Here is a 12,986-nt window from a genome sequence, read left to right as displayed (position 1 = left end):
ATGTGTACATATAATGACGGGCGAAAAATCAAAGTGGAAGCGGGCGATATTTTTAATTGTGAGACAGAGGATCGTGTTGAGCTGGAAGGAAACGCCGGAATATTTAATATGATTATGGGAAATGGCGTCCGGGGATTTATCCGTACCTTTCATTTAAAGGGAAAGAAGATGATGAGAATCGGTGAAGGTGTAGGGGAAAGCTATATTGCATTTATCGGATTAAATGGAACATTTACTTTGGAATATGAGGGAGAAAAATTTCATTGTGAAAAGGACAGTGCCGTCATTGTGTATGCAGGGAAGAAAGAATTTGGCAGTGTGGTACTTACAGCGGATGCCGGAGATGTGTCGGTTGCCGCTGCCAGTGGGGTGCAGCTTCTGAAACATGATTTTGGAAAGTTTATAGGTGTGCGATTTCTTGAACGGAGTGAAGGTTATTGTAAAGCAAGGCTTGATATACGGCCGGAGCATATGAATCCTATAGGAACTGTTCACGGGGGATGCTTGTTTACACTTGCGGATGCTGTATGCGGTATGGCTGCATCATCAACGGGCGGTGTTTCTACAACTGTGGACAGTCATATTCAGTTTTTAAATGCATCCTTCAGGCCCCAATATTTGATCGCAGAATCTTTTCCCAAAAAGATCGGTCGTAAGATCCGGAGCTTTTGCGTGGAGATAAAAGACGATCAGGATAAGCTCATTGCAACCGTTGATTTTATTTTTTACAGTCTTCAGGATTAGGTTCCGTTTGTTGATAATGAAAAACGGTTGTGGTACAATGAAGTTGACTTGAAAAAGAAACATCAATGGAGGTTCGATAATGGATAGATTTAATTATGTAATAACTACAGATACCTGTTGTGATTTGCCAAAAGATTATCTTAAAGAAAAAGAGATTGAAGAAGTGTCTCTTTATTATAATATGAATGGGTCGGTTTATGGCAACGATCAGGAGATGGATATAAAAGAATTTTATGACAGAATGCGCGGTGGTGAAATGCCTACAACAATGGCTGCCAATCCGGAAGAACTGGAAGAAATGTTCGAGAAATATTTAAGCGCAGGAAAAAGTGTACTGCATCTGGCATTCTCATCGGAACTCAGCAGCAGCTGCGGCAATGCTATGGTTGCAGCAAGAGAACTGAATGAGAAATATACAGATAATAAAGTGATCGTTATTGATACATTGGCAGCATCTTTGGGTCAGGGACTTATGGTTTATAAGGCTGAAGAGCTTCGTCAAAATGGAAAAACGATTGATGAGACAGCGACGTGGCTGGAAGAAAATAAACTGCATTTCTGTCATCAGTTCACCGTAGATGATCTGAATCATTTATATAGAGGCGGCCGTGTTTCAAAATTGACAGCAGTGGCCGGAACAATCATCCAGATCAAACCGATTCTTCATGTAAGCGATGAAGGAAAATTAGTTCCAATCGGTAAGGCGAGAGGACGGAAAAAATCTCTTACGGCTCTGGTGGATAATATGCAGAGGACTATGGGAAGCTACCGTGATAAGAATGATATTGTCTTTATCAGTCACGGGGATGCACTGGAGGATGCAGAATATGTGGCGAATCTTGTGAAAGAACGTTTCGGTATAGAAAAATTTTTGATTAATCCGGTAAGTCCTACAATCGGTGCGCATTCAGGACCAGGAACAATCGCCCTTTTTTATATGGGTGAAAAAAGATAAATTGAAATTAAAAGAGGATTTTTCGTGTGAATGAAAAATCCTCTTTTTAGGTAAGAAATTTGAATCAGTCTAATCCTCTGAGAAAAATATGTGGGATATATTCCTGCATAAGAGCACGGATAGCCATAAGTTCATTTTTTGAATAACTTGAGAAGACAGGCATAATAATATCCTCTGAAGGGACATAAGATTGAAGATAATAGGCATTGGCCCCCTCAAGCCAACGGGCAATGCTGTACATATCGTCAATGGAATGGAGTTCCTTTACAACTGTTGTTCGAAATTCATAGTCAAGTCCACTGTCACGAATCAAATCTACAGACAGTTTAATTCGCGTGAGATCCAGATCCGGGCAGCCGGAAGTTTTTGCATATTTTTCCTGAGAGTTTTTAATGTCCATAGCTACATAATCCACCAGCTCCTCTTTGAACAAATGGTCAAGCTGCATTGGATCATAGCCGTTCGTGTCTAATTTGACAAGATATCCCATATTTTTTATATCATAAAGCAAGTCTCTTAAATCCGGGTGGAAAGTTGGTTCTCCGCCGGTGATGCATATACCATCCAGGATGCCTTTGCGTTTTTCAAGGAAAGCATACACTTCTTCCAGAGGGATGTCTGGAAGGGAGTCTGCTTTTGTGACAAGAGAGCCATTATGACAAAAGGGACATTTAAACTGACAGCCTCCAACAAAGAGGGTGGCAGCAATATGACCGGGATAGTCCAGTAATGTTGTTTTAGCAAGTCCTTTGATTTCCATACGTATACCTCTTTTAAATGACAGTCATTTGATTATTCTTTTTTATTTTAGCATAAAACATAGTGAGGGACAATGAAATTAAAATTGAATTCTTTAAAAAAGTGTAGTAATATACTCACTAAGCAATTTTATAGGATGGAGGATAAAGGTATGGATCGTTTTATTATCCATAATCTGTTTGGCATTGAAGGTTTTAACATTGCCTGGTATGGTGTGATTATTGGATTCGGTATGATACTGGCTACTTCTGTGGCTGCCTGGCGTGCTAAGAAAGCCGGATATAAGACGGATGTTATTATCGATTTTGTTTTGTTTGCAATTCCGATTGCAATCATTTGTGCGCGCATTTATTATGTTATATTTGAATGGGATTACTACAGTCAGGATTTAATGAGCGTTTTTGCTATTCGTGAAGGCGGACTGGCTATCTATGGCGGAGTGATCGGCGGTATAGCGACAGCTATTGGATTCTGTAAGGTTCATAAATTTCCGATACTTAAACTTATGGATTTGGCAATGCCGAGTCTTTTGCTCGGGCAGATTATCGGACGCTGGGGAAATTTTGTAAATCAGGAAGCCTACGGCAATCTGATTACAAACCCGGATCTTCAGTTTTTTCCTTACGGTGTGTATGTTGATGATTTGCAGGAATGGCATCAGGCAACCTTTTTTTATGAAAGTTTCGCTAATTTGATTTTATTTATTTTAATGATGCTGGTGGCACGTAAGGTATCAAAAGACGGATGGATGCTGGTAATGTATTTGACAGGATATGGTGCGATCCGTTTTGTGATCGAAGGTTTTCGTGCGGACAGTTTGTATCTTATGCCGGGCGTACGGGTTTCGCAGCTGTTATCAGCAGTTTTAATTGGTATTGGTATCGGAATCGGTTGGGGCATCCGTTCCGGAAGACTTCGTTCAGGAGAATACCATGGATCATATTTGTTGAATAATGATGAGAAAAGTGGAGAAGCACAATGACACAGGATGAAAAATACATGAAAGAGGCCATAAAGCAGGCTAAAAAGGCGGGGGCGATCGAGGAGGTACCTATCGGGTGCGTGATTGTCCATGAGAATAAAATAATTGCACGTGGGTATAATAAGCGTAATATCAAAAAAAATACACTGGCCCATGCAGAGATTATTGCAATGAATAAAGCGAGTAAGGTGATTGGTGACTGGCGTCTGGAAGAGTGCACGATGTATGTCACTCTGGAGCCGTGTCCGATGTGCGCCGGAGCGATCGTCCAGGCAAGAATACCGAGAGTTGTAATCGGATCAATGAATCCTAAAGCCGGTTGTGCAGGATCTGTACTCAATGTATTGCAGACGGAGGGTTTTAATCATCAGGTCGAGATCGAGACAGGTATTCTTGGCGAAGAGTGCTCTCAGATGCTCAGCAGTTTTTTCAGAGAACTGCGTGAATTGAAAAAAGCACGAAAAAAGCTGGAGGCTCAGTCCTTGACAGAAAAATAAAAACACGTTATACTGTCTCTTGCAACAATGTTATAACTTTTCCGTGCAGCCGGGGAGATAGCGGTGCCCTGCACCTGCAATCCGCTACAGCAGGGGTGATATCCTGGCTGAGGGTGTTTTCCTGTGGAGCTGCCCTGTATAAGTGGCGTTGAAGCCTGGGTCTTACGCAACAGAAACTCATGAACCGTGTCAGGTCAGGAATGGAGCAGCACTAAGTGAGACCTTTTGTGTGCCGTAAGGGTGCCTGGGCTGAGTTAACTGTACAGGTAACGTCTGTGGGGGACATTCGAAGCAGGATGCACGGATTTAAACATAATTAAAAACATTAGAAAAGTCCACGTGTATGCGAGGGCTTTTCTTGTTTTATGCGAAAAAGTTAAAAAGGTTTTCCGGCAGATATGATTTTTACAGGCATTTAACAGGGGATAGATATTGCATTTATCGAAGGTATCATTTATCATAAAGAAGTGAGTTTTTTTGACAGAACTTTGAGAATCGAGCTTAACAGAAAGGGAGAAAGAGCATGAGAAGAATAGGTATGTTAACGAGCGGCGGCGATTGTCAGGCATTAAATGCAACAATGCGGGGCGTTGCTAAGGTTCTCTATAATAAACTGGATGATGTGGAAATTTTGGGTTTTAAGGATGGTTATCGTGGATTAATGTACAATGACTATCGTGTTATGCGTCCGTCGGATTTTTCAGGTATACTTACTGTGGGGGGGACAATACTTGGTTCATCCCGACAGCCTTTTAAGAAAATGAGAGTTATTGAAGCGGATGGTCTTGATAAAGTAGCTGCCATGAAAAAGACCTACAGAGATCTCGGATTGGAATGTCTGGTTGTTCTCGGAGGAAACGGATCCCAGAAAACAGCAAATCTTTTAAGTCAGGAAGGCCTTAATGTTATATCACTTCCGAAGACGATTGATAATGACATATTTGGTACAGATATGACTTTTGGATTCCAAAGTGCTGTGGATATTGCAACAAATGCTATTGATTGTATTCATACGACAGCAGCAGCACATGGGAGGGTGTTTATTGTAGAAGTCATGGGACATAAGGTTGGATGGCTGACGTTGCATGCGGGTGTTGCAGGAGGTGCGGATATTATTCTCCTTCCTGAGATACCATATGATCTGGATTGTGTACTGGCTGCGATAGAACGACGACATAAAGAGGGAAAACGTTTTTCTATTCTTGCTGTCGCTGAAGGTGCAATGTCAAAAGAGGATGCACTTCTTGGCAAAAAAGAGTATAATAAAAAGAAATCTGAAAGTCCGTATCCTTCCGTTTCTTATGAATTGGGAGCAAGAATTGAGAAAGAAATCGGACGTGAAGTTCGAATCACTGTACCGGGACATACACAGCGAGGTGGAAGCCCGGATCCGTATGATCGTTTTATTTCGTCACGTCTCGGTGCAACAGCAGGGCGACTGGTGGTTGAACGTCAGTATGGTCGTATGGTAGCTTTTGACGGCTTTGATGTAGTAACGGTTCCGTTGAGTACAGTGGCAGGAAAATTAAAATATGTAGATCCAAAGTGTGCTGCGATTCGTGAGGCGAAGGATATGGGCATTTGCTTTGGAGATGAATAGAACAGGGAGTGGGAAGTATGTCCTATCAGGCACTTTATCGGAAGTGGAGACCGCAGTCTTTTGAAGATGTCAAGGGACAGGATCATATTGTTAAAACCTTAAAAAATCAGATACGTCTTGAACGTATTGGTCATGCCTATTTATTTTGTGGGACACGGGGAACAGGAAAAACATCGGTTGCAAAGATTTTTGCGAAAGCTGTAAATTGTATGCATCCTGTGGAGGGAAGCCCTTGCGGTGAATGTGCCATGTGTCGTGCCATACAAAATCAGGCATCAATGAATGTTATTGAAATCGATGCGGCATCAAACAACGGTGTGGACAATATTCGTGAGATTCGGGATGAAGTTGAATATTCTCCGACAGAAGGTCGATACAAGGTTTATATTATTGATGAAGTCCATATGCTTTCTATTGGTGCCTTCAATGCATTGCTTAAGACTTTGGAGGAACCACCCGAGTATGTTATTTTTATTCTGGCCACTACAGAGGCTCATAAAATACCGGTAACGATTTTGTCGCGATGTCAGAGATATGATTTTCGGCGCATTACGATCGATACGATTGTCGGCCGTTTAAAAGAGCTGGTGGATAAAGAAGCGCTGGATGTGGAGGAGAAAGCGCTCAGATATATTGCCAGAGCAGCTGACGGATCCATGCGTGATGCTCTCAGTCTTCTTGATCAGTGTGTTGCATTTTATCTGAATGAACGATTAACGTATGATCATGTACTTGATATTCTCGGAGCAGTAGATACAGCTGTTTTCAGTAAGTTACTGAGGTGCATTATGGCCCGGGATGTTGCAGGTGCTCTGAAGACTGTTGAGGAAGTTGTTATACAGGGAAGAGAATTGTCCCAGTTTGTTTCCGATTTTACCTGGTATCTGAGAAATCTTATGTTGGTCCAAAGTTCAGAACAGATGGAAGAAATATTGGATATGTCTTCAGAGAACCTTGCTGCACTAAAGGAAGAGGCAGGACAGATTAAGCAGTCTGTATTAATGCGCTATATCCGTATATTTTCTGAACTTACGGGGCAGATGCGTTATTCTACTCAGAAAAGAGTGTTGATTGAGCTGGCGGTTGTAAAATTATGTCGCCCTCAGATGGAGAATAATTATGAATCTATTTTGAATCGTTTGTCAATTCTCGAAGAAATGATGGAGAACGGGGCTGTAGTGAACCGTTCCCCGACCATGCAGGTGCAGGAAAATCAGGAAGAAGAGATAAGAGAGAGTCTGCCTCCGGCTCAGGCAAAGGATGTGGACCTTGTTGTTAGTCAATGGGGAAAGATTATAAGCAGTCTTAATGCAAGTACAATGATTATGCTTAAATCTGCTTTGGTAAGTGCAGGGCCTGATAATCAGATTATTCTTGGTTTTTATGAAGATATGCAAAAAAGCTACTTTGATCAGGAGGCTCATCGCGCAGCATTAGAAAAGGCAGTCAGTGAGCATATTGACAAACAAGTGAGAATTACTACGCGGCTTCTTGAAAACAGAAGATCGGAAGAGGGATTATTTATTAATCCGAATAAAATACATTTGGAGAATGTAGAATTTATTGATGAAGATCAATTTTAAGTTCTTCAGCGTAAATATAGATTTTTAAGGAGGAATATAAGATGGCAAAAAGAGGTGGATTTCCAGGAGGAATGCCGGGAAATATGAATAATTTAATGAAACAGGCACAGAAGATGCAAAGACAGATGGAGGAAGCAACAAAGGCTTTGGAAGAAACTGAAGCTGAGGCAACAGCCGGCGGCGGTGCAGTAACTGTTAAGGTTTCCGGTAAGAAAGAGGTTCTTTCAATAAAGATTGAGGAAGAAGTTGTCGATCCGGACGATATTGAAATGCTGGAAGATCTGATTGTTGCGGCGACGAATGAAGCTCTGCGTAAAATTGATGAAATTTCTCAGGCATCAATGGCGAAAGTGACCGGAGGCCTTGGTGGTTTTGGAGGTTTTGGATTTTAATGGGATATTATAGCAGTCAGATATCCCGTCTGATTGAAGAATTATCAAAACTTCCCGGTATAGGTCCAAAGTCAGCACAGCGCCTGGCATTTCATATTATAAACATGCCGAAAGAACAGGTCGGTGGGTTGGCATCGGCTATTGTAGAGGCACGGGAAAACATCCAGTACTGTAGCCAATGTTATAATCTTACAGACAGTGACGTGTGTCCGATCTGCCGGGATGAAAGGCGGAACAAGAAGATCATTATGGTTGTAGAGACGCCCAGAGATCTGGCGGCTTACGAAAAGACCGGGAAATATGAAGGGGTCTACCATGTGCTTCACGGAGCAATTTCACCGATGCTGGGCATCGGTCCGAATGAGATTCGCCTAAAAGAACTCATGCTCCGTCTCCAGGGAGATATAGATGAAGTAATTATTGCTACGAATTCTACGCTGGAGGGCGAAACCACGGCAATGTATATCAGTAAATTAATTAAACCAACCGGTATTAAAGTGAGCCGGATTGCAAGTGGTGTGCCTGTCGGAGGCGATCTGGAGTACATCGATGAAGTGACATTGCTTCGGGCCTTAGAGGGCAGAGTAGAGCTTTAATATGCCCTGACTGATACATCGACTGAAACAGGTCATTTGATCGGCAGCGGCGGCGGAAAAAATATCTTGAAATATACCGGAAATTTGAATATGTCCAATGGGAGGAAGTCTTTTTCCGACACCTCTTCCGGGGTGAAGAGGACCTTCTTTTAAAAGGATGTAGCCGGTGTGGCTTGAATTCCCGAGTGCAGCATCAATAGCTATGATAAAAGGCTTTTGATGCTGTTTTTTTATTTTTTTTATAGCAGCTTTAATATTTACGGCATGAACAGGTTCTTCCAGAGTTCCGTAAATATTTGTTTGGAGATATTTTGATAAAATAGTCCCGGTGACAGGTCCGAGGCAATCACCAATAACAGCCGGTGTACCGATACAGACAAAAATGACGGGACGATTTTGCGGACAATATTGATGAAGCCATCCGGAAAGATATCTGGCTATATGATCGGAAGCATCCGGATGCTCAGGATCGATCCAATACATGATTTATCACCTTCTTTTTTTATAAGCTTACCCTTTGTGCGGCGATTTATTCTTTTTGGCAAAAGGTTAAGTCGAATAGAGAAGAGAAATTATAATCGGAGGGCGACAACTTTCGCCAGATAAATTGGAGAAAGTATGATATTCTTTCTATGTTCCGAAGAATGATTCAGGGAAGGTGAGGTAATGGTTGAAGTTATGAGTCAGTCCACTAATCAGGAAAAACTGAAATTACCGAAGAATATCCGTCAAATTGGTTTACCGGAAGAAAAAAAGAAAATTTACGTAGAAGACTATGTGGTGACCTATATGAATCAATTGGCATCGGAATATGCAAATCGTCAGAATGCGGCTGTACTTCTTGGATTTTATGTGCGAAAAGATGATATGCGTTTAACATTTATTAATGGCGCGATAGGTATACCTTCGGCAAAAATCGGTGAAGATCAGATTACGTTTGACAGTGGTTTGTGGGAAGAGATTTACAATACGATTAAAAAATATTTCCATAATAGTGAAATTGTAGGATGGTTTCTTACGCGACCGGGAAAATCTCTGGGAATTAATGAAAAGATAACAAAAATCCATGTTGACCAGTTTCCGGGAAGAGAAAAAACGTTATTTTTAATGGATCCTCTTGATCATGAGGATGCCTTTTTTATTTATGAAAAAGGACAGCTTGTACGGCAAAGAGGATATTATATTTATTATGAGCGTAATGAAGATATGCAGAATTATATGGTAGAAAATCATAAAGGGACCGGAACAGAAGCGTTTCTTGAGGCATCTGATATCAGGAAGAGTAATAAAAAGTACAGTCAGTTCAAAGAAGAAAAACCGAAAAGAAAAGGAGTGCTTGGGGCATTTGCAGCAGCTCTGGCGATTGTTGCCGTCGGGATCACAGTAATGAACAGAGTCTATTTTCCTCAGAAAGCACGAATTGTGAATGGAAGGACAGGCGATGAGACGACGACGGTACAGGTGGTTGAAGGCTCTGCGCAGCCGGCTGAAAGTCAGAAAGAAGTGGTCGCTAATACGACTGAAGGATTCGAGTCAGAAGCGGGGGGAAAGCAGGACGATTCAGCTGCTTCGGAATATTCGGCCGCTGTGAGCGGAGGCACAGCTAAGCATTATACTGTACGTAAGGGGGATACGCTTGCCAATATTTCGCTAAGTCTTTACAGTACCCGGGATTATGTAGAAATAATTTGCGAAATGAATGATATAGAAGATCCGGATATTATTTATGAAGGGATGGTTCTTGAACTGCCCTAAAAAGTGAGTGCTATTTTTTGAAAAATGCGGTATACTATGAAAGATGTACCTTAAACAGTTTGAATTTAGATAAGAAAGTAGAATGCATATGGAAAAAATACGTGTTTATATGAGTAAATTAAAAAACATGGCAACGTACAGGTTGGGAAAATTAAAAACATTGGTGGGTGAGCATAAGAAGCGTGCAGCGATCATTTTAATTGTGAGTGCCATGCTTGTAAGTGGTGTACTTTGGCTTTTTTTGCGGACGTATCATGATTATTCGGTTGTTCTTTCGGTTGCAAGGAACAGTGATACGTCTGCAAAATATTATTTTCGTGATGATGGAATGATTTGTTACAGTAAGGATGGTATTTCCTTTACCAATAAAAAGCAGGAAGTTGTCTGGAATCAGGTTTTTGGAATGGCTTCGCCTAAAATGAGTACTTGCGGAGACTATATTTCGGTTGGTGATGTAGGCGCCAACAGTGTCTATGTATTTAATGGTAAAGGTCTGGAGGGTAAAATTGCTCTGGAAAAGCCGCTTCAGGATCTTAGGATCAGTAAGCAGGGGGTTCTTGCAGTCATTTTGTCGGATGGTGATGCCAATCAGATCAATTTGTATAATAAAGAGGGAGGAATTCTGGCCAGTATCAAAGCAACGATCGGGTCTACGGGTTATCCTCTGACATTGGCTTTGTCGGAAGATGGGACACGTTTGGTGATTAATTATATTGTTATTGATGGGGGAAAAGTACATTCAAGGATTGTTTTTTATAATTTTTCTGATAAGGAGACCAGCAGTGAACCGGTAGGCAATTTTGAATATGATCAGTTATTCCCGAAGATTGAGTTTGTTGAGAATAATACAGTGCTTGCTTGCGGCGAAAAGGGATTTAATACATATTATTTTAAAGATGTTGCAACGGAAAAAGTGAATCAGACCTTTGACAGTGAGATAAAGAGCGTTTTTGTGACTGATAACAGATTTGGAATTATTATGAAAAACGATCAGGAAGCCAAAGAGGGTGAGACCATTAAAAAATATGTAACATATATTTATAATTTTTCGGGAAGCAGAGTGTCTTCTTTCAGGTTTGATTTTGACTATAAACAGGTGGCTGTTTCTGATACAGAGATAATATTATATGATGATCAGGAATGTGTTGTATACACACATAGAGGCCATGAAAAATTTCAGTATATTTTTGATCACAGTATTGAAAATATATTTCCGTCAAATAAATCGGGAGAATATATATTATTTGATGCTCAGAACATACAGATAATTCGAGTGAAATAGAAAGAAGGTGGACAAACTTATGAATTATATATTTATGATAGCAATGGTTATTTTGCTTCTTTCAATCATTATTGGCGGAATCCGGGGGCTGGTAAAAACGTTTTTTGCAGCCTTTTCTGTAATCATTGCACTTTTTATTGCATCTCAGGTTGGACCTTATGTAGGTAAGGTTGTCCAGAAAACGCCAGTGTATACAGGTATTGTTTCACAGATTCAAAGTAAGCTGGATAAACAGACAGAGAATACTGCAGAAAAAGTGTCTGAACAGATTGAAACGATTCATGGGTATCCGATTCCGGAGTTTTTAAAGGATGCTTTGATTGAGAATAATAACAGCCAGATTTATGAGGCCCTGGGAATCAGCAGTTTTAATCAATATGTTGCTTCTTATATGGCGTGTCTGATCATTAATGCAGTTTCGTTTTTAATTATTTTTATTTTAGGCTTTATTATTATAAAAATTATAGAGATAAGCCTGGATCTTATCAGCAAGCTTCCGGTATTGAATGTGATGAATACCCTTGGTGGTGTCGTCTGCGGATTTGTGCATGGGATGATGATTCTTTGGATATTGGGGGTAATTATTACTGTATTTTCCTGGACAGAGTTGGGACAGTACATTGCTCTTCAGATTAATGAAAATTCAATTTTGAGATTTATTTATAGTCATAACTATCTTGTTTCAACATTGACAAATATGGGCAAGATGCTGTTTTAAGAAGAATGTGGTTTGTTATATGATTGACAAACCACATTTTTTCAGGTAAAACAATTATTCAGAGCCTGAAAGAATACGGGAATAGATAATATTTTGACGAGAATAAAGAATGGGGAGATGTTCTATGAGTTATCAGGAAATTAATTCTAAAATTATCGATTCATGGTGTGATGCTGGTTGGCAATGGGGAAAGCCAATTACTCATGAGGATTACGAAAAGGCTTTAAATGGTGAGTGGAATGTATATCTTACACCAACAAAATATGTTCCTAAAGCGTGGTTCGGAGATTTAAAAAGCAAGAAGATTTTGGGATTGGCCAGCGGCGGAGGTCAACAAATACCAATTTTTACGGCATTGGGGGCAAAATGTACTGTGTTGGATTATTCAGATTCCCAATGTAATAGCGAGAGAATGGTAGCAAAAAGAGAAGGCTATGATGTTGAAGTGGTTCAGGGAGATATGACAAAAAGACTGCCCTTTGAGGATGAAACCTTTGATTTGATTTTTCATCCGGTGTCAAATTCCTATGTTGAAGAAGTCAAACCTATATTTCAGGAATGTTATCGTGTATTGAAAAAGGGTGGAATTCTTTTGTGTGGCCTGGATAATGGAATGAATTATATTTTTGATGAAACCGAGACGTTTATTAAATATAAATTGCCTTTTAATCCTCTGAGGGACTCAGAAATCTATGAAGATTCCATTCGGAATGACTGGGGAATTCAGTTTTCGCATACTCTTGAGGAACAGATTGGCGGACAGTTAGAAGCCGGATTTATATTGACAGATTTATATGAAGATACCAATGGTGAAGGGAAATTGCATGAGTTTAATGTTCCTACTTTTTTTGCAACGCGTGCAGTCAAATAAGGAAAGAAGAATAAATCACGAATAAGCATGAATTAAGCTTATTGTTTAAGAGAATTTATCCGGGAAGGAAAAACAATAATTAAAAAAATAAAAAAACTAAAAAAACTGTTGACACGTGTCGAAAACCATGATATTATAACAAAGCTTTCGCGTGAGCGAAACAAAAAACAACTAAAAAGTTATTGACAGATGTTGTGAAATGTGATAATCTATCATAGCTGTCGCAAGAAAAAAGACGATAGAAACAACGAA

At 40.2% G+C, this 12,986-nt stretch carries 14 protein-coding genes and 1 other RNA gene; 13 read left to right on the top strand and 2 right to left on the bottom strand.

The genetic code is table 11. The annotated features are described in order from the left end of the window. Together QZZ35_RS06030 and QZZ35_RS06025 are read left to right on the top strand one after the other, a co-directional pair. On the top strand, positions 1-744 hold a 744-nt coding region (locus QZZ35_RS06030; protein ID WP_291236584.1), incomplete at its 5' end, for a PaaI family thioesterase. Between the two features lie 79 nt (positions 745-823). Continuing rightward, on the top strand, positions 824-1,699 hold the full coding sequence (locus tag QZZ35_RS06025; RefSeq protein WP_291236583.1) for a DegV family protein: 876 nt from the start codon (positions 824-826) through the stop codon (positions 1,697-1,699). Between the two features lie 64 nt (positions 1,700-1,763). Here QZZ35_RS06025 and QZZ35_RS06020 read toward each other — a convergent pair whose 3' ends face one another. After that, on the bottom strand, positions 1,764-2,459 hold the full coding sequence (locus tag QZZ35_RS06020; RefSeq protein ID WP_291236582.1) for an anaerobic ribonucleoside-triphosphate reductase activating protein: 696 nt from the start codon (positions 2,457-2,459) through the stop codon (positions 1,764-1,766). Positions 2,460-2,609: 150 nt separating this feature from the next. Here QZZ35_RS06020 and lgt point away from each other — a divergent pair, with 150 nt between their 5' ends. From lgt to recR, 7 genes are all read left to right on the top strand, one after another. Beyond that, positions 2,610-3,440, top strand: a complete 831-nt coding sequence (gene lgt, locus QZZ35_RS06015; RefSeq protein ID WP_291236581.1) for a prolipoprotein diacylglyceryl transferase — start codon at positions 2,610-2,612, stop codon at positions 3,438-3,440. Beyond that, the gene (tadA, locus tag QZZ35_RS06010; protein ID WP_291236580.1) at positions 3,437-3,937 is read left to right on the top strand and encodes a tRNA adenosine(34) deaminase TadA; all 501 of its coding nucleotides are present in this window, start codon (positions 3,437-3,439) and stop codon (positions 3,935-3,937) included. The genes lgt and tadA overlap by 4 nt, the downstream gene beginning before the upstream one ends. A 41-nt stretch (positions 3,938-3,978) precedes the next feature. Further along, positions 3,979-4,241: signal recognition particle sRNA large type (gene ffs, locus QZZ35_RS06005), an RNA gene on the top strand. A gap of 219 nt (positions 4,242-4,460) precedes the next feature. Then, complete coding sequence (locus tag QZZ35_RS06000) at positions 4,461-5,537, top strand: 6-phosphofructokinase (RefSeq protein WP_291236579.1); 1,077 nt, start codon at positions 4,461-4,463, stop codon at positions 5,535-5,537. Positions 5,538-5,554: 17 nt separating this feature from the next. Beyond that, complete coding sequence (dnaX, locus tag QZZ35_RS05995) at positions 5,555-7,120, top strand: DNA polymerase III subunit gamma/tau (RefSeq protein WP_291236578.1); 1,566 nt, start codon at positions 5,555-5,557, stop codon at positions 7,118-7,120. Positions 7,121-7,161: 41 nt separating this feature from the next. Further along, positions 7,162-7,512 (top strand): YbaB/EbfC family nucleoid-associated protein, encoded by a 351-nt coding sequence (locus QZZ35_RS05990; RefSeq protein ID WP_291234888.1) that lies wholly within the window; start codon positions 7,162-7,164, stop codon positions 7,510-7,512. Next, positions 7,512-8,108 (top strand): recombination mediator RecR, encoded by a 597-nt coding sequence (gene recR / locus QZZ35_RS05985; protein WP_291236577.1) that lies wholly within the window; start codon positions 7,512-7,514, stop codon positions 8,106-8,108. The genes QZZ35_RS05990 and recR overlap by 1 nt, the downstream gene beginning before the upstream one ends. On the opposite strand, the gene yyaC is transcribed toward recR, so the two are convergent. Further along, complete coding sequence (gene yyaC, locus QZZ35_RS05980; RefSeq protein WP_291236576.1) at positions 8,085-8,591, bottom strand: spore protease YyaC; 507 nt, start codon at positions 8,589-8,591, stop codon at positions 8,085-8,087. The genes recR and yyaC overlap by 24 nt on opposite strands. 183 nt (positions 8,592-8,774) lie before the next feature. Here yyaC and QZZ35_RS05975 point away from each other — a divergent pair, with 183 nt between their 5' ends. The 4 genes from QZZ35_RS05975 to QZZ35_RS05960 all read left to right on the top strand — a co-directional run bounded on the left by QZZ35_RS05975 (position 8,775) and on the right by QZZ35_RS05960 (position 12,734). Then, positions 8,775-9,863, top strand: a complete 1,089-nt coding sequence (locus QZZ35_RS05975; RefSeq protein ID WP_291236575.1) for a LysM peptidoglycan-binding domain-containing protein — start codon at positions 8,775-8,777, stop codon at positions 9,861-9,863. Between the two features lie 88 nt (positions 9,864-9,951). Next, entirely contained in the window at positions 9,952-11,145 is a 1,194-nt protein-coding gene (locus tag QZZ35_RS05970) for a DUF5711 family protein (protein ID WP_291236574.1), read from the top strand. A gap of 19 nt (positions 11,146-11,164) precedes the next feature. Next, a complete protein-coding gene (locus QZZ35_RS05965; RefSeq protein WP_291236573.1) occupies positions 11,165-11,863 on the top strand; it encodes a CvpA family protein in 699 nt (232 codons plus the stop codon). Between the two features lie 124 nt (positions 11,864-11,987). Then, positions 11,988-12,734, top strand: coding sequence for a class I SAM-dependent methyltransferase (locus QZZ35_RS05960; RefSeq protein ID WP_291236572.1), 747 nt, complete (start codon positions 11,988-11,990; stop codon positions 12,732-12,734). Positions 12,735-12,986 lie beyond the last annotated feature (252 nt).

It is taken from the genome of Frisingicoccus sp. (genome assembly GCA_016298055.1).
Taxonomy (GTDB): Bacteria; Bacillota; Clostridia; order Lachnospirales; family Lachnospiraceae; genus Frisingicoccus.
Note: the sequence above shows the minus strand (reverse complement) of the source record. Positions and strands in the feature narration are given on the sequence as shown.

What these genes read in the sequence shown, in the direction of transcription:
- yyaC (WP_291236576.1), bottom strand. Translation starts at nt 8,591, where the DNA reads ATGTATTGGATCGATCCTGAGCATCCGGATGCTTCCGATCATATAGCC.
- QZZ35_RS05990 (WP_291234888.1), top strand. Translation starts at nt 7,162, where the DNA reads ATGGCAAAAAGAGGTGGATTTCCAGGAGGAATGCCGGGAAATATGAAT.
- QZZ35_RS05970 (WP_291236574.1), top strand. Translation starts at nt 9,952, where the DNA reads ATGGAAAAAATACGTGTTTATATGAGTAAATTAAAAAACATGGCAACG.
- lgt (WP_291236581.1), top strand. Translation starts at nt 2,610, where the DNA reads ATGGATCGTTTTATTATCCATAATCTGTTTGGCATTGAAGGTTTTAAC.
- dnaX (WP_291236578.1), top strand. Translation starts at nt 5,555, where the DNA reads ATGTCCTATCAGGCACTTTATCGGAAGTGGAGACCGCAGTCTTTTGAA.
- QZZ35_RS05965 (WP_291236573.1), top strand. Translation starts at nt 11,165, where the DNA reads ATGAATTATATATTTATGATAGCAATGGTTATTTTGCTTCTTTCAATC.
- QZZ35_RS06025 (WP_291236583.1), top strand. Translation starts at nt 824, where the DNA reads ATGGATAGATTTAATTATGTAATAACTACAGATACCTGTTGTGATTTG.
- tadA (WP_291236580.1), top strand. Translation starts at nt 3,437, where the DNA reads ATGACACAGGATGAAAAATACATGAAAGAGGCCATAAAGCAGGCTAAA.
- QZZ35_RS06000 (WP_291236579.1), top strand. Translation starts at nt 4,461, where the DNA reads ATGAGAAGAATAGGTATGTTAACGAGCGGCGGCGATTGTCAGGCATTA.
- QZZ35_RS05975 (WP_291236575.1), top strand. Translation starts at nt 8,775, where the DNA reads ATGGTTGAAGTTATGAGTCAGTCCACTAATCAGGAAAAACTGAAATTA.
- QZZ35_RS05960 (WP_291236572.1), top strand. Translation starts at nt 11,988, where the DNA reads ATGAGTTATCAGGAAATTAATTCTAAAATTATCGATTCATGGTGTGAT.
- recR (WP_291236577.1), top strand. Translation starts at nt 7,512, where the DNA reads ATGGGATATTATAGCAGTCAGATATCCCGTCTGATTGAAGAATTATCA.
- QZZ35_RS06020 (WP_291236582.1), bottom strand. Translation starts at nt 2,459, where the DNA reads ATGGAAATCAAAGGACTTGCTAAAACAACATTACTGGACTATCCCGGT.